Source organism: Hydrotalea sandarakina, from assembly GCF_003254115.1.
GTDB lineage: Bacteria > Bacteroidota > Bacteroidia > Chitinophagales > Chitinophagaceae > Hydrotalea > Hydrotalea sandarakina.
The window spans coordinates 149066-166171 of the sequence record NZ_QKZV01000007.1 but is presented as its reverse complement, the minus strand read 5'-3'; the positions used below and the strand labels follow the sequence as shown (position 1 = coordinate 166171).

General features: G+C 36.6%; 9 protein-coding genes. 2 read left to right on the top strand and 7 right to left on the bottom strand.

Annotation, left to right across the window (positions count from 1 at the left end):
• Nucleotides 1-14 precede the first annotated feature (14 nt).
• Entirely contained in the window at nt 15-770 is a 756-nt protein-coding gene (locus LX80_RS11305; protein ID WP_111296504.1) for an SDR family NAD(P)-dependent oxidoreductase, read from the top strand.
• A gap of 2 nt (nt 771-772) precedes the next feature.
• On the opposite strand, the gene LX80_RS11300 is transcribed toward LX80_RS11305, so the two are convergent.
• The 6 genes from LX80_RS11300 to ruvA form a co-directional block, all read right to left on the bottom strand.
• Nucleotides 773-1903 carry an efflux RND transporter periplasmic adaptor subunit gene (locus LX80_RS11300; RefSeq protein ID WP_111296502.1) on the bottom strand — a complete coding sequence of 377 codons (1131 nt, stop codon included), beginning with the start codon at nt 1901-1903 and terminating at the stop codon, nt 773-775.
• The gene (locus LX80_RS11295) at nt 1887-5183 is read right to left on the bottom strand and encodes an efflux RND transporter permease subunit (RefSeq protein ID WP_111296500.1); all 3297 of its coding nucleotides are present in this window, start codon (nt 5181-5183) and stop codon (nt 1887-1889) included. The genes LX80_RS11300 and LX80_RS11295 overlap by 17 nt, the downstream gene beginning before the upstream one ends.
• 20 nt (nt 5184-5203) lie before the next feature.
• Nucleotides 5204-6610 carry a TolC family protein gene (locus LX80_RS11290; protein ID WP_111296498.1) on the bottom strand — a complete coding sequence of 469 codons (1407 nt, stop codon included), beginning with the start codon at nt 6608-6610 and terminating at the stop codon, nt 5204-5206.
• A 29-nt stretch (nt 6611-6639) separates the two neighbouring features.
• Nucleotides 6640-7323 carry a FadR/GntR family transcriptional regulator gene (locus tag LX80_RS11285; RefSeq protein ID WP_111296496.1) on the bottom strand — a complete coding sequence of 228 codons (684 nt, stop codon included), beginning with the start codon at nt 7321-7323 and terminating at the stop codon, nt 6640-6642.
• A 111-nt stretch (nt 7324-7434) separates the two neighbouring features.
• Nucleotides 7435-14748 (bottom strand): T9SS outer membrane translocon Sov/SprA, encoded by a 7314-nt coding sequence (gene sov, locus LX80_RS11280; protein ID WP_111296494.1) that lies wholly within the window; start codon nt 14746-14748, stop codon nt 7435-7437.
• A gap of 38 nt (nt 14749-14786) precedes the next feature.
• Nucleotides 14787-15374: a Holliday junction branch migration protein RuvA gene (gene ruvA / locus LX80_RS11275; RefSeq protein WP_111296583.1), complete on the bottom strand. Its 588-nt coding sequence runs from the start codon at nt 15372-15374 to the stop codon at nt 14787-14789.
• 129 nt (nt 15375-15503) lie between these two features.
• On the opposite strand from ruvA, the gene LX80_RS11270 reads away from it, so the two are divergent.
• Nucleotides 15504-16493 (top strand): beta-ketoacyl-ACP synthase III, encoded by a 990-nt coding sequence (locus LX80_RS11270; RefSeq protein ID WP_111296492.1) that lies wholly within the window; start codon nt 15504-15506, stop codon nt 16491-16493.
• Nucleotides 16494-16573: 80 nt separating this feature from the next.
• On the opposite strand, the gene LX80_RS11265 is transcribed toward LX80_RS11270, so the two are convergent.
• Entirely contained in the window at nt 16574-17065 is a 492-nt protein-coding gene (locus LX80_RS11265; protein WP_111296490.1) for a DinB family protein, read from the bottom strand.
• Nucleotides 17066-17106: the final 41 nt, after the last annotated feature.

Sequence of the window (17106 nt, the reverse complement as noted above, 5' to 3'; positions counted from 1 at the left end):
CAACTAAGTCTTCTATGGAAAATATTATACTCATAACAGGTGCTACTTCCGGTTTTGGTAAGGCAATTGCACAAACCTTCGCAGCAAACAAATGGAACTTAATTATTACAGGCAGAAGAAAAGATCGTTTGGATGAATTATGTAAAGAAATAGAAGAAATGGGCACAAAAGCCCTACCGTTAGTATTTGATGTGCAAGATAAAAATGCAGTTTTTAATGCCATAGATCACCTACCTGCTGAATGGAAAAAAATTGATATACTGGTAAATAATGCCGGTTTAGCATTAGGCAGAGACCCTTTTGATAAAGCCAATTTAGAAGATTGGGAAATAATGCTCAATACAAACGTTAAAGGTTTAATGTATGTTACCAAAGCAGTATTACCTTATATGATTCCACAAAAGAAAGGTCACATCATAAATATTGGTTCAATTGCAGGGAAAGAAGTTTATTTGAACGGCAATGGTTATTGCGCCAGTAAACATGCAGTAGATGCTTTTAGCAAAGCCATGCGCATGGATTTATTACCACACAAAATAAAAGTTACTGCCATACACCCCGGAGCGGCAGAAACCGAATTTTCAATTGTGCGGTTTAAAGGAAATGAAGCCACTGCCAAATCGGTTTATGAAGGGTATACACCTTTATACGCCAACGATATAGCCAATATTACTTATTACTGTGCCACTTTACCCGAGCATGTTTGTATTAATGAATTAATTGTAACCAGTACCGCACAGGCCAATTCAAACCTGTTTTATAAAGAATAACTTTATTGTTTATTTTTTGAATTGAAAATTAAATGCTGCAAAGTGCTGCCATCTCTGATTTCTTCATTTACCGTTTGCACTAAAGTATCACCGGGTAAAATATTCCCAAATATTTCTACTCGTGTGCTATCTTCATTGCCACGTTGAATTGGCACCCAGTTCACTTTATTATTATGTAGTGCTAAAACAAAAGTTCCCAAAGTAGAGTACAAAACAGCGGATTTTGGTACTACTAAATGGGGCTCTTTTGTAAACAATGGAATATTTACTTCAGCTATCATACCGGGCAATAATCGTTTGTCGGTATTATACACATCCATTTCAATACGTTGTGCACGTAATTTTGAATCTAAAGCACCTGCCATCCTATTAATGGATGCAGTAAAATCAACATCAGGATATGCTTTCACTTTAAAATGAATTTTACTTTCCGGAGTTAAATAACGCGAATATTGTTCGGGAATTAAAACAACCAATCTTAGTCTATCGCGTTGTTGCAAAACAAACATAGGAACATCTTGTCCTTTTCCCGAAGGACCAACATACGCACCGGGATTGACGTTACGAAGTGTAATCATTCCACTAAAAGGTGCCTGAATGGTTAAATATTTTTTGGTATCTAATATTTCTTTGTAAGCGGCTTTAGCTGCTTGCCATTGTGCAAAATCAGATTTCTGTTTGGCCAATGCCAAGTCTAAATCATTGGGCGAAATCGTACCCGGGGTTTTACTTGTATTTAAAAGTCGCTTATATGCAGCATCGCTGGCAATGTAGGTAGCTTCCAACGATTTTAATTTGGATTCAGCAGCAGATAGTTGCGCATTAATTTCAGGTGCTTCCGTAGTTGCCAATAATTGCCCTTGTCGTACCTGACTACCCACATCTACTAAAACATCTTTTACAAAACTGTTTACTTTGGCATAAATATTCACTTCTTGATAAGCTATTAACTCACCGGGTAATTTTAAATTACCTTGCAAATTTTCTTTTTGCACCACAAATACCGGTGTACTAACATTAGTTGCACTATCTGTTATAACTTTTTTGGTATCCTTGGTATTATTACAACTATATACCATTACAAAAAGTGGTACTCCCAAAAAATAAAGCCAGGGTTTAAAGTTCTTTTTCATGTTTAGTATTATCTAATTCAGGTATATAAAATTTACTATGTTTATCGTGTGGATCTAAAGAAACGGATTGTGTGGTAGTATTTTGTTGTACCCAAGAAAAGAGCAAAGGCAAAACTAACAATACTACTATGGTTGATGCAAGCAATCCACCAATTACTGCTCTACCGAGAGGGGCAGCTTGCGCACCGCCCTCACCCAATCCGGCTGCCATGGGCAACATACCCATAACCATAGCGGCTGTAGTCATTAAAATAGGACGCAACCTAATAGCAGCAGCTTCTTTTGCAGAAAGTAATGCATCGCCATTTTTTAATCGTAAAGCTTCAGCATTCGTAATTAACAATACCGTATTAGATATAGATACACCCACCGACATAATAATGCCCATGTATGATTGTAAGTTAAGTGTGGAATGAGTAAGCATTAACATAATTAATGCACCCACCAATACTGCCGGAACCGCAGCTAAAACCACCAAAGAAACCTTGAACGATTGAAAATTAGCAGCCAACATTAAAAAGATTACCACAATGGCAGTAATTAAACCACCTTGCAAACTACTCAATGTTTCTGTAAGCACTTGGCTTAATCCTCTGGTTTCAATAAATAAACCACGAGGCGGTTTACCAATACTTTTTATTGCATTTTCAACATCGTGTGTTGCAGTGCCTAAATCTTTTTTATAAATGTTAGCCGTTACAGATAAGTTGGGAATTGAACCAATATCATCATCTTGACCATAAACAGAATCCTCCTGTATGGTGGCCACATCTCCCAACATGGGACGATTAGTTCCGGGTACTAACGGTATCTGATTGATGTCGGAAACAGATGACATTTTAGCTTCAGGAATTTCTACTTGAACCAAGTAACTTAATTGTGATTTCGGATCAATCCAAACATTTTTTTCCGTAAATCGAGAGGAAGAAGTAGCTGCTACAAATGAACGGGAAATTTCTGCTACATTGGTTCCCAATTGCGCTGCCCTTACCCGATCAATGTTTACATTAACAGCCGGATAATGTATAGCTTCATCAAGCTGCACATCGCGCAAATAAGGTATTTGCTTTAATTTATCAATAACCTTCTGCGCCATTATTTCATTTTGCAACTTATTTTTTCCCATTATTTTCACTTCAATAGGTGTTGGTGAACCTTGACTTAAAATCTTATCGGTTAATTCAATAGGTTCAAACGATAACTTAATGTTAGGTAATACAACGGCCATGCGTTTGCGTATAGCATCTTTTAAGGTATCCATATCCGTTTTATAACCTTCTTTTAAAGCTACTTGTAAAACGGCTTCTTGTGGCCCGGCCATGAATAAATAAATGGGATTGGTTGAAAATTGAGAACCATGAATACCAATCATTGAAGAAGATATGGCTACGTTTTCCTTTCCCACTATGTCATACAAAACATTTAAAGTTTTCAATACATCTTGTTCTGTTTTTTCAATTCTGGTACCATCTGCATCTCTAATACGCAGTTGGAATTGTCCGGCATTTGTTTTAGGTAATACATCCCTGCCAATAATTGAAAATAAAAAAATGGCAACAATAATTGCACCAACTAAATAAATAACGGTAATTGGCTTTTTGTAGGGCACCAACTTATTCAACAATACAATAAACTTATATCGAAAACGGGTAAAACTTCCTGCATTTTTCAAATCATCGGCATTGGTATTCAGCAACATTTCTTTTTGTTGCCAAGTATTTTCTTCAGAATCTGCCGTAATACCACTTTTTGAAAATTGCTCTTGATCAGAAGATGCATGAACTTTCCCCTTTCCATGATTATATTCATTTTTCATTAACCAATTTGCCAACACCGGTACCAATGTTTGCGACATGATGTAAGAGGTAACCATGGAAAAAGTAATGGCCAATGCCAATGGTAAAAATAAAGAACCCGGTATTCCATTCATGGTGAATGCCGGAGCAAAAACTGCGAGTATACAAAATAGAATTAATAACTTTGGAAAAGCAATTTCACTACAAGCATCCCATACAGCCAAAGCTTTTGGCTTTCCCATGCTTAAATGTTGGTGAATATTTTCAATAGTTACCGTTGATTCATCAACCAAAATACCAATAGCCAGTGAAAGGCCACTGAGTGTCATTATATTAATGGTTTGATGAAATAATGAAAGGAATAAAATACCTGAAATAATACAGCTGGGTATGGTAAGAATTACAATTAATGCACCACGTGGATCGCCTAAAAAAATCAACACCATTAATCCTGTTAAAATTGCACCAATGGCGCCTTCACTTATTAAATTTTTAACCGCATTAATCACATAAGTTGACTGATCGAATTCATATGACAGATGAACATCTTCAGGTAACAATGATTGAAAACGAGGAATTGCTTTCTTTAAATTCTGTACAACCTCCCAAGTTGAAGCACTGGCAGATTTTGTTATGGGTAAATACACGGAACGTTTCCCATTCACTAAAACATATCCTACGGTTACATCAGCACCATCTTCTACGGTAGCAACATCTTTTACATATACATTGTTTGCAGAGCCCGTATAAATAGGAATATCTTCAAAGTCTTTTACAGTTCTTATAGTAGCATTAATGGGTGTAAAGTAATTCTTATCGCCAATACGAACGTTCCCCGATGGAATAGACTGATTATTTACACGAAGTGCAGCTACTAATTGATCGGGGGTAATATTATGTGCACGCATTAATGCAGGATCGGCTTTAATAACAACGGTACGGGCATTGCCACCAAAAGGTGCTGGAGATACCAAACCGGGTATAGAACTAAATCCGGAACGAATGTACACGTTTGCCAAATCTTGCAATTCATTATTGTTGCGTGTTTTACTACTTAATACTAGCTGACCTACCGGTAATGTAGATGCATCAAAACGTATAATGAATGGAGGTTGTGTACCCGGTGGAAAAATGGTTTGTGCTCTGTTACTAAATGCCGTTACCTCTGCTGCGGCTTGAGCCATATTGGTTCCCTCATAAAAAGTTAACTTAATTAGTGTTAAGCTTTGAATGTTTTTGGTTTCAATACTCTTTACACCGGACACATACAATAATAAATTCACATAGTTTTTCCCAAAGTATGCCTCCATTTGGTCAGGAGTAAAACCGCCGTAAGGATGTGAGATATAAATAACCGGCAAATCAATGTTTGGAAAAATATCTATTTTAATATTATTGACAGCTCTTATGCCAAAAAAGAACAGGCCGGCAACTAAAACCAGAATTGTTATTGGATTCCTTAATGCAGTTCTAATTAAATTCATTACACTAAATATTAATTCTTTTAGTTAATTTGTTGTATCAATAAATTCCAATCACCTGAAGCTGCAACTTTCAACAACAAAGCTTGCCAAACATTAATGCATGCCAATTTAGCTGAAGTTTCAGCACGGTTTACCAAATACAAAGCTTGTTGCAAATCAACTATGGTAGCCAAGCCATTTTCATATAAAACTTTTTTCTGCAAAAAAGCATCACTGGCTGCCTTTAATTGTACCGGCACTTCCTTGTAGCTTAATAATGTATTTTGAATACGTTGATCAGCTAATACTAAAGTATTTTGCAGCTGCACAGCTGTTTCATCATATTGTTGCTTATAAGCTTCGGTTATTTCCTTTTGAGCCAATACTTGCTGTTTTACCTTAGTAATACTCATAATATTAAATGCAAGCGATAAGCCGGCTACGTAATTTGACCGCAATGGTGTAATACCATCAAAATAACTTTTAGAATAATCGTTTGGGAAAGCAGCACTGTATTGTGTTCCAAAACCGGAGCCGCGAGTTTGAAAAATTCCAAACAGGTTTACACCCGGTAATATGCTTTTTTTAATAGCATCAGCTTGCATTTCACTTTGATGAATTTTATTCTCGAAAAACTTTAATTGCGGATTATCAGCAGTATTTAATGAGGTGGTATAATTGGAAGGAAGATGTGTGGCAAAAAAAGTATCAACTAAAAAACTTTCAGGACTTTGTCTTAGTAGTTGCGCCAATACATTTTCGGCCTGTTGTTTATTAGTAATAGCATCAATTAAAACCAATTTAGCATTAGCATACTCAGAATTGGCAATAGAAGAATCAACGCCCGGATTTAATCCATTTAAAGTTCTAACCAATACTGCATTTCTAAAAGTATCTGCTCGGCTTAAATTAGCCTCCGCCTCTGCCAAAAGTTCACGAGCTGTAATTAAATTAAAATAAGCACCGGCTATTTTTACACCCAGAATAAATTTTTCTTGCTCTACATCTGATGAGTCGGTTTTTACCTGAGCTTGAGCAGCTGCAATAGTTGATTGCTTTCTACCAAACGTAAAGGCCTCCCAGTTAGAAGATATTAAATATAGTGATCCAAACGCGGCATTCCATTGTTGGCTGTTAAAAACAGGGCCGGACGATGAAATTCCCAATGCCCCATATGGTGCACCGGGACCATAAAGACCATTGATACTTCCATAGTTTTGTTGCAAACTTGCTACAACATTTGGCAAATACTCATTCTTAGTATTCTGCAACAAATAATTTGAAGCATTGAGAATATGCTGCTTTGCTTTTATTGTTTGATAATTATTTAATCCGGTCTGTATGGCCTTACTCAATAATAAAGGCTGTTGTGCATTTAATGGACTATAATAAAATGTGAGCAACAGTAAAACAAACAGGGAATAATTTTTAAAAAAAGCAAACTTCATGTTATAAAAAATTAATGAATATCAACTATTTATTCGGATATATTTCCATTGTTTTCATGATAAGTAATTGCTGACACACATTTCCATGCCTTTTTAGCATCTTTTTCAATAATACTTTGTAATAACTGTTCATGCAATTCCTGCTTTTGAAGTAAAAGTTTTGTATCAACAAATACTTCAATGAAATACGTTTTTAACTGAGCAGCAATGGTTTTATACAAGTCACTCAAAATTTTATTATTACAAGCCTCAGCAATTTTTATATGAAAAGCAATATCAGCCTCAACAGCTTTTACAATATTATTTTCATGTGCAGCAGAATTACGATCATGCAAATACTTTTGCATACATTTTATTTGAGCGGGTGTTCTATGAATAGCAGCCTTCTCTGCAATTTTCAACTCCAGCAATTGGCGTACTTCATTCAAATCCTCACCTCGTGCTGATTGTAAGCGTTTATACCAGGGAACAGGCGTTCCATTTTGCAAAGCAACAAAAGTTCCTACACCCTGCTGCACTTTTAATATACCCGAGTAAGATAAAATGCGAATAGCTTCCCGAATGGTAGAGCGCCCTACACCAAAATATTCCATTAATTCAGGTTCAGTAGGTAATTGATCGCCAATTTTAAATTTACCTGATGCAATCAGCTTCTGCAATTTTTCGGCTACCACATCACTCAATGAATTTTTTTTGATAGGCTCAGTAAACATACATCATATCATCTGATGTATAAAAGTAGAGCTAAAAAAGAAATAACCCTGTTTTTCATAAAAAACTGAGCCAATTTTGATGTATTTTAATGAGATTTTAAAGTAAAAACTTTATTGAGCCAGTGAAACGCGAACCAATACTCCAGCTCTTGTTACAATAGTAGGTGCTGAAGTGGAGATATAAGGCGTTACTCTTCTTTGATCAAAGAATAATCGCAAATTAATTCTATTATTATACACATAATCAATAGCAGGTTGAATAATAACCACTCGCTGCCCACCCGTACCATAAGCAGTTGATTGGTCAATTCTGCTATTGCTGGTAGCATCATTTCTAAAAGATAAATCTAACTTAATAGTTAAATCGTTTTGAAGTTTAGCATTTTGCATGCCGGGTAATTTAAATGGCAAACGTAATCCTCGTTTACGCCAATTGAATCCCGTTGTCCATTGAGTACTATTTGTTTCGCTTAACTGATAATCAATTAAACTTAAACTCAACTGTCTGCTCTTTGCATATTCTAATTTTAAACTTAATTGTTTAATTGTTGTAACCTCAACACCTAATAATGGTGCAAATTGTTCCTGCATTGTTATATTAGGAACCAAATAATAAGGAATATAATTGCCACTTAAAGTATCAATAAAGCCGGGCGCACCATACCGTAAAGGGTCTTGATACAACAATGCACTTGCAAAGCTATTCATACTTAATGTGGCAGAATAAGCATGCGTAATATTAATGGCCGTGAATACTTTTGCCAATGCCGGAATTTTGCTTAAACCCGTATAACTTAAGCGCCAGTTGGGCTTAGGTAAAATACCACTAAATGGATTAGAACGAATTCCCGAACCGGATTGCTTCATTAAAGGGAATGAATTTGGATCTTTTTTAGTATATGCTGAAAGGAATGCAGGTATCAATACATCTTGCGAGTAACGTCCATAACCTGTTGCAAAACCATCAGAAGTAAAAGTAGGATTTTGCTTCCAATATGGATTTAAATTAGCGACACGCTTCGATATAATTTGTCGATTATTTTCAAATTGCAGAAATGTTGAAGACAATTCATTAGGATTCGTTTTTCGGAACAATGTACCAAATGCAATGTAAGAAACACTAAATCCACCGGCTGCATAAGGATTTAAGTGTTGCTGCGGCAATCCAAGCCCCGTTGTATCTTTAAATAGCTCACTATAATTTTTTGAAAATGCTTTATTTAAACTTACATCTACCCTAAACTCTCTTACCGGCTCCAACTGTGCAGTAAGTCCTAATTTTTGTTCAAAATTTTGCTGATATAAATAATTGAAAGTACTGTCTCTGGTTAATAAACCCTGTGCAGCTTTTCGGTTTAACCATCCACTATCAGGTTGTTTTCCAAAAACATAATCCAAACCCGGTTGCATGGTTCGCATGTCTTGGCCAAAAGCGGTTGTAGTACCCATCCACCCGGGCACACGACTATTATAATTTTCACTATAGTTTACGGAAACATTTTTTACCATTGTTATTAAATGACCCGCTGCTCTTACGGCACCATTCATTTGCGCAGGTTGATTAGCCTGTTGCAATCGCATGGCAGTGCGGTAATCACGTCGTTGTTGCCGCCATTTGCGCAAAGCAATTCTTTTCTTTTTGCCATGTAAACGATTACCGGCAGTATCGGTAATTGCTTCTTCGCGTGTTGGTAAAGTTATACCTAACGGATTAGGCTTTGCGCCTGATGGACTTTGAACCGGTTTACCGGTTTGATTGTTAAAAAATTGCTTGGGTGGTGGTGGCGGACGATAATCTAAATTGCGTAACCATTTTGATTTGGCATACAGTCTTGTAAAGTCGAACTGCGTATTAATATTATTTTGCTGACTATTCTCTAAAGTATTACCCAATGAAATAGCCAGTAAACTGGCTGCTATCCAATTATAAGTTGTAGCATAACTGTAACGTGCTGCTATCCAATTCGTGAAAGGGAACTTGGCTAAAGGTAAAGTATAAGTAGCAGTAGCTCGTTGTTGGTACAACGTAGTACGCCCACCGCTAATAAAATTCTGCCATACTGAATCTTTTTTAGCTTTGGTATTAATCATGCCATAAGGTTCATCTACGCGTCCGAAACTTGTAGCAGAAAAATCAAGATTTAATGAACGGGCAACATCCCAACGAAAATTATAATACTTATCAAAAGTAAAATATTTATTATACGTTGTATCAACTGTCAACACCTTACTTTGTTGTTGATCCGTATTAATAATCCGTGGAATATACTGTCCGAACTGCCTATTAATGTCAGCTCTAAAACTAAGCAATGAAGGGCGCAGGTTAATATTAAAATCGCGCAAGAATGCCGTCCATTGGCTATTTCCTTTAATAATTTTTTTGAAAGGCTCTTTGTATTTTGGAGGTGCATTATAAGTATAACCTAAACCCGCACGCCATTTTACTAAATTATTCAATAAAGTAGTGGGATTATTTTGCACGGTTTGTGTAAATGAATAACTGACATCAAAATTACTCAAGCTCCATAATCGAATGCGCCCTTTAGGCATTATACGAACATTGGTAAAGTTGATGGTTTTTATGGTTGTTTGATCAATGGCTGCATTCTTAATAGAATCGCGTTTGGCTTTGGTTTGAGCTACACTTAGTTTTTGAGAAAGGGTAATATCCAAATCAAATGGATCGTATTTGGGTGAACTTACGGTTCTATCGAAACTGGCAAATACGGGAATCGATAATCGGGCATTAGAAGGCAATAGTTTGCCTGCATCAATGGCCATAGAGGCATCGAACTGTGTAAAATTATCTAATGCTCGTTGGCCTATGTGTGATTCTAATGAACCCCAGCCGGCGGTATGCATACTTCCCGAAATAGACATTTTACCTAAGTCAGCCAAGCCAATATCTACTCTTCCCGTAGCAGCATAAGCTCCGGTTTCATTAATATTTGATAATCTTAATTCATCAACCCAAACTTCGGCACTTAACGGTGTGGTGTTTGTGATGGCACTCTCAACACCAATTAGGAAAGCATTTACTGCGCCTATATTTGGATTACCCAATACGGAAAAAGTTTTGTTACCAATTACTTGACGGTAAATGGTACTTACCGAAGCGCCGGAATTATTTCTTTGCAGTTTTAAATTAATCAGCGTTTGTATATCAAAGTCAAGATTATTTTGAGTTGGCCAAACAATGGTATCAGAGGCGGGAGAATAATTTCCGGGGGGTGTAACCTTTAAAGGCACTTTTATTTCATAGTAGTTATTCAAATAATCTTGTCCAATTCTAACAACCAAGTTTAACTGATTATCTTGCAATGCAGTATTCGGTGCAGCTTCTACGTGCGCAAACATTAACATTCGTCCATATAAACGCATATCGTAATTTGGCAATGTTTTGAATACAGCCCTTGCATTGCCCGGCGTTAAATGACCTACTTGCAAACTCAACGATTGCTCGTTTTGTAAAATATTAATACCATTATTACTCAATTGTTGTACCCTTTGAATACCCGGAGGAATAACATAGTTTACAGGAGTTCTGCTGCTATTTTCCTCGAGATTTACGGCCAATGTATTAAACGTAATTGTACTGGTATCTATTGGAGTGTATGAACCTGTAGTATCTAAATTATAAGTAAACTGGCGCCATTGATTACGTACCAGCTCTAATTTGGCAAAACGCAATACAACCGAATCTTGAAATCCGGTTAAATACATGCGCATGAATTGAATTGATTTAAAATCGGGAATTTGTCCGGTTTTACTGGCATAATCACTTAATGGAACGCGGAATAAATACCAATTTTCAGTTCCTGTTGTTCCATCGGCATACGTAACAGGTACTACTCTTTTGTCTGAAATATACTTTGTAACACCCACATCCATTCCCGGGGCAAGATTAATTTGATATTCAAAATATTCCTCATCTTCATTTAAAGTATTATCCCTATTCAAATCTTCATTATCTGGGTATAAGGTAGCTGCAGGAGAAAAAGGCGATGTACCCGTTGCAATGGGTGAGTTACCTTGCGGATTATTGAAGTTTTTATAGCGTTCCAAAATACCGGCGCCACTTGCATCGAAACTGGGGTCACGATACCATTTGTAATCATCATTCGAAGGATCTTGAATGGCTCTTTGATAAATGGCGGAAGCAGTTCCAAAGTTGGCAGCTAATTTGGACAAATAATCTGTGCGCTTTCTTCTTTCACCATCATTATCTAATCCATCAAAACCAACATCTTGATATACTCTGTCGCCGGGATTGTTACTAAATGCATTGGTTACTTGTATGGGATTAACCGGTACCCTTCCCCAAGTTGTACTACTATCAATTGCAGCCGGTGAAGTGGGCGTATTCAATCCGTTTTCATAAAAACGTTTGCCATCTTTTAAAATATCTTCACTTACATTACCAAAATCAATCATTAATTGCCCACCAGTGCTATTGGGAATTTTTATGAAAGGATCTTGAATCCAAAACTGAACATATTCAATATTATTGGTTTCAAAATCGGTTTGATCAATAGCCCGCATTAAACCACCCCAACGCTTTTGCGGATTTAATAATTTTCCATCGGCAGTAACTTGTGAAGGATCACTGTCATAATTGTAAGGACCAATTTCAGTGGGATAATAAGCTACATCGAAAGTAGAAGTTTGTGTATTAACAATGTTGGTTGTTAACTGTGGGAATAATTCATTGGTATATACTAACCTTACTCTCGGATCGCTCAATGCAGCCAGATTTCCTCTTAATGGATTGTTGGGGCTGTTCTTGTCTTGTAAATTAGGTTCAATATTATACCATGCAATTTTAGCACGGTTCTTATTGTAATCAATTGAATCCATCAATAAGGCTTCGGGAAAATTTGGATTCCCTGCCGGAGTTGAAGCTAAAGCCCATGCCGTAGATGGGAAACGCAAATCAATATTTGAAGTAGTTCCTTCAAAATCGTCAATATAAATAAGCCCATTATTCCCTGAGCCTATTTGAGGCGGATGGCCGGGTTTAAAATATGCACCTTCACCATATGCGGCAATAGTACTCATTGTTTTAGTTGAGTAAAATGGCAATTTATTTAATGCTCTCGTCAATCCGGGCCAGTTAGAATGGTAACTAAAATCAACCCCATACATGGTATTTCTGATTGGGTCTTCACCATAATTCATTTTAGTGAAAAAGGGACGTTCATTTAAACGTTCAATGGTTGCACCTAATGCTAATTTTTTGCTGGCTGCATAGTCTAACCTTAAACCCAAAAATCCACGTTGCTGAATACCAAATGTGGCGTTGTTTTCATAAGAAACATTTACCGGAATACCCGAATTAATAATGGCCTGATTTAAAATTTTTACTGAACCTAAATTATAATCTATGGTATAGTCAACACCCTCCGTTAAAGTTTGCCCTCCTGCTGTTAACTTAACTGAACCGGGTGGAATGTTATATGCACCCAAATAAATGTCACTACCGCTTGTTCCCTTTGCTTGCCCTTGCATCACAAAGCGGTCTACGTTAGCATAAGTTTGGGCAATGGCTTTGATGGAATCATATAATTGATAATATGCATATTTTTGAATAAGGGCTTGTGATTGACCGGCAAACGCAAGGTTCACCAAATCTTTTCCAAAAGGTTCCAATACCGGAAATATGATTTTACCTTGCTGTGATAGAATAGTGAATCCTTCTAAGTAATCGAATATTCCATCGGGCTGGGGATCGTTTTGATTATTTAACCGGTCTAAATTTAATATGGTTAATAGTGGCTTACCTTCCACCGAAGGTGCAGATTCCGGTAAATATCTTTTCAAACCACCACTGGGTTGATTATATAATACATTTAATTGAAAGCCATCTTTTGAAACACCTGATAAATCAAGTGAGTACACGTTTTTCATCATTAATCCCCAAATAGGCAAATTAGTTCTTGCAGAAGTAGCTTTCAATAATTTTAAATACAATACTTTTTGTACACCTTGTGTAGAATCAACAGCTACATCTTGCGAAAATTCACCCACTTGATATACCCTTCCATTATAAGTATATTGGTAGGCTACTGCTAATACATCATTGGGTTGTAATTGTGCATTCAATGAAATAAAACCCACTTGCGGATTGAAATAAAATTCGGTGGGTGCCAATTTTCGAGCAAATGTTTTTTCATAATCATTTACTTGTGTTAAACCCTTACTTTGCAAAAATGCACCAACGGTTGAGGGGTCTCTATTTTGTACAACATTACTATACAAATTATTGGCACCATTATCAGGTAAAGGGTTTCCCGTTAGTGACTGAATATTCGAATTATAAGGTTGTGATTCGCCTAAATCCATTAAACCTACAATGGCTCTTGTATCGGTAGTAGCTCCGCTTCTATTGGTTACCCAAATCTCTATCCGTTGTATTTGTACCTGACTATTTACAATAGGCAGATTGCTCATGGCATTATTGAAATTATTTCTGAAATATTGAGCTAATAAAAAGTCACGGTTTTCATCATAATCATCTAATTTTTTTTGGAAGTTGGTAATGGCTGCGCCACCTTGCAAAGCTTGTGTTTGGCGTTGCGATTGCTGATTGGCTAATACGGCAGTAACACTTAACTTTCCAAACTGTAGTTGTGTTTTAATACCAAATAAATTTTGGGCACTTGACATTAAAGCACCTTTGGTTTGAAAAGCAATATTTCCGGCTTCAATACTTCTAATAATTTCATCATCCATTCCTTTATAGTTCAACTTTAACTGATTTAAATAATTAAAGTTGGCAAGGGTATTATAATTAATAGGCAGCTTTAATTTGTTACCAATGTTAGCATTAACGTTAAGGTTGGTGTTTAAGTTAAAATCAAATCCACCGGTACGTCTTGCGGCTTCGGGCAAAGTAGGGTTTAAAGTATTTTGCCCATTATATCCCATTTGTATATCAACACTTCCTTGAGGTTTAATGTCCACTTTCAAACCATCGGGGCCTACACCAAAAATGCGGTCGAATAAAGTGTTATAAACACGTACGGGCGGGCGTTGTACTTTCTTATTCAACAAGGTTAAAGCATCAGCTCGTTGTTTAAAATAATCATCTTGCTGTTGCTGTGTTCTTAACTTATAATATTCTTCAAAAGTTAAAGCTGTAGGCTTTCTAAAATACGTGTTGCCTACTTTTTCTAAAATATAATATTGATTGGTTTTGGGATCATATTCCACTTTTTGCTTAATAAAAGAGGTATCATTCAAATCGAAAGGATTGCGATTTCGCCAGGATAGAAAATCTCCCCTACGGTCATGAATGGGAAAGCGCAACGAGTCGTTTGCCTTTCTTAAAGTATCTACGGTTTGGGCAAAAACTTGGCGCACCGGTATCCAGCATACCGAAGCAGTTAGTAATAAAACAGTAAGCAATAAGGTTCCTTTCTTCAAAAAAAGCAGGCTTGATTAGGTAAATTTCTAGGCTATTGTTAAAGATTTTTTAAAGATTGTTTAATAATTTCCTCTAAAGATAATTCAGGATTTGATAATATGTGTTTTTTAACGACATTTTCTGCTATCGGGCGTGCAATTCCCAAGGCCATTAATGCCTGTATGGCATCATCTTCAATAGATACTGTTTTGGGTGAACCGGTTGCACCAACTGTTTCCAAAACTTTTTTTCCCATTTTATCACGTAATTCTAAAATAAGCCGTTCCGCTGTTTTTTTACCAATTCCCTTTACCGTTGATAATAAAGCTGTATTGGCTTGCGTAATGGCCTCGCTGATTTCACGAGGTTTTAACCCGGACAACATCATTCTTGCAGTAGAAGAACCTATTCCTGATACACTTATTAATAACAAAAACATTTCTTTTTCTGCCATATCGGCAAATCCAAAAAATGTTTGTCCGTTTTCGGTAATATGTAAATAAGTGTACAATAGGCCGTTATCTGCATCTTTAATGGCAGAATAAGTATTTAAACTAATTTGCATTTCGTAGCCAATACCATTAGCTTCCATTATGGCTATGGCCGGTGTTTTCACTACAAACTTTCCTTTTATATACGCTATCATAATTAACCGGTTCAAAAATAGGGTTTTCATTCAAATTGAAGGGTACAAATAGGCAAATATGATGGCATTCTAAAATAAAACCAGATATTTGCGGTTATTTTTTACCGAATAAAGAATTCATTTTTTTATATGAGCAAGATTTCAGCCGCAATTACCGCAGTAGGTGGTTATGTACCGGAAACCAAATTAACCAATTTTGATTTAGAAAAAATGGTTGATACCAATGATGAATGGATTAGAACCCGAACCGGAATTGAAGAACGCAGAATATTGAAAGAACCCGGTAAAGCCAGCAGCGATATGGCTGTTCCTGCAATTCAACAAATTTTACAAAAACGTAATTTACAACCTACGGATATTGATTGCATTATTTGTGCTACCGTTACGCCTGATATGGTTTTTCCGGCAACTGCTAATATTATTGCCGATAAAATTGGCGCCACCAATGCATGGGGATTTGATTTAAGTGCCGCCTGCAGCGGCTTTTTATATGCCTTAACAACCGGTACCAGTTTTATTGAAAGCGGACGTTATAAAAAAGTAATTGTTGTTGGGGTTGATAAAATGAGTGCTATTATTGATTATACCGACCGTGCTACCTGCATTATTTTTGGCGATGGCGCCGGTGCCGTTTTATTAGAACCAACTACTGAAGAATTGGGTATTAGAGATAGCATTTTGCGCAGTGATGGTTCAGGTGCTAAATACCTGCATATGAAAGCCGGTGGCTCACTAAAGCCTGCAACTGTTGAAACCGTATTGGCAAAAGAACACTTTGCCTACCAGGAAGGACAAGTCGTTTTTAAATTTGCCGTTAAAGGAATGGCTGATGTGAGTGCCGAAATTATGGAACGAAATAACCTTACTGCCAATGATATTGCTTGGCTGGTTCCACACCAGGCCAACCTTAGAATTATTGATGCAACGGCCAATAGAATGGGGTTAGACAAAGACAAAGTAATGATTAATATACAACGTTATGGCAATACCACTGCCGCTACCATACCCTTGTGTTTATGGGAATGGGAACATAAACTACACAAAGGCGATAACGTAATTTTATCTGCTTTCGGAGGTGGTTTTACCTGGGGTGCCATTTGGTTAAAATGGGCATATTAATACAGACAAAAATTTTATAAAACTGCTTATTTCAAAGCAATTTTAATGGGTAATCAATGAATCATTGGGCATTGATTGCCCTATTTGTTTCTACACCACAATATAAAATCGGTGCCGGGCAGTTGTGTTATACCCAATTGTCGTAACATAGTTACTAACTGCCCTCTATGATAAGTACTATGATTAAACAAATGCATTAATATTTCCCATAAAGGCTGCTCAAAATATTCTTGCTTGGAAGTTTTATAGCCCATCATAGATTGTAATTGTTCGGTTTGCAGGGTGGTTACCCATTCAGCCCACAATTTATCTTGCCGCAAAATGCCATCTAAGATTGCCTCACAGCTTAAGCCTGCATCCTTTAACGTCCATGCGGTTTGTGGTTCATTGTGCATACGTTGCCACCAAATTGTTTCAGCACTCAATACATGCAATAAAGTACTATATACGCTGGGAAAACTGCTGATAATTTCCTTTTGCTGTTGAGAAGCATCTAATGTTTTAACAACCTTCAAAAGAACATCATTGGCCCATTGATTGTATGCAGCATAATCTGCAATCATTGTTTGCATAATCTAGATATTTAATGAATACTAAATTAAACATTACAATA

Excerpts from the sequence above, each read along its gene's own strand:
- LX80_RS11290 (WP_111296498.1), bottom strand. The coding sequence starts at position 6,610 with ATGAAGTTTGCTTTTTTTAAAAATTATTCCCTGTTTGTTTTACTGTTG.
- LX80_RS11265 (WP_111296490.1), bottom strand. The coding sequence starts at position 17,065 with ATGCAAACAATGATTGCAGATTATGCTGCATACAATCAATGGGCCAAT.
- LX80_RS11300 (WP_111296502.1), bottom strand. The coding sequence starts at position 1,903 with ATGAAAAAGAACTTTAAACCCTGGCTTTATTTTTTGGGAGTACCACTT.
- LX80_RS11295 (WP_111296500.1), bottom strand. The coding sequence starts at position 5,183 with ATGAATTTAATTAGAACTGCATTAAGGAATCCAATAACAATTCTGGTT.
- ruvA (WP_111296583.1), bottom strand. The coding sequence starts at position 15,374 with ATGATAGCGTATATAAAAGGAAAGTTTGTAGTGAAAACACCGGCCATA.
- LX80_RS11270 (WP_111296492.1), top strand. The coding sequence starts at position 15,504 with ATGAGCAAGATTTCAGCCGCAATTACCGCAGTAGGTGGTTATGTACCG.
- LX80_RS11305 (WP_111296504.1), top strand. The coding sequence starts at position 15 with ATGGAAAATATTATACTCATAACAGGTGCTACTTCCGGTTTTGGTAAG.
- LX80_RS11285 (WP_111296496.1), bottom strand. The coding sequence starts at position 7,323 with ATGTTTACTGAGCCTATCAAAAAAAATTCATTGAGTGATGTGGTAGCC.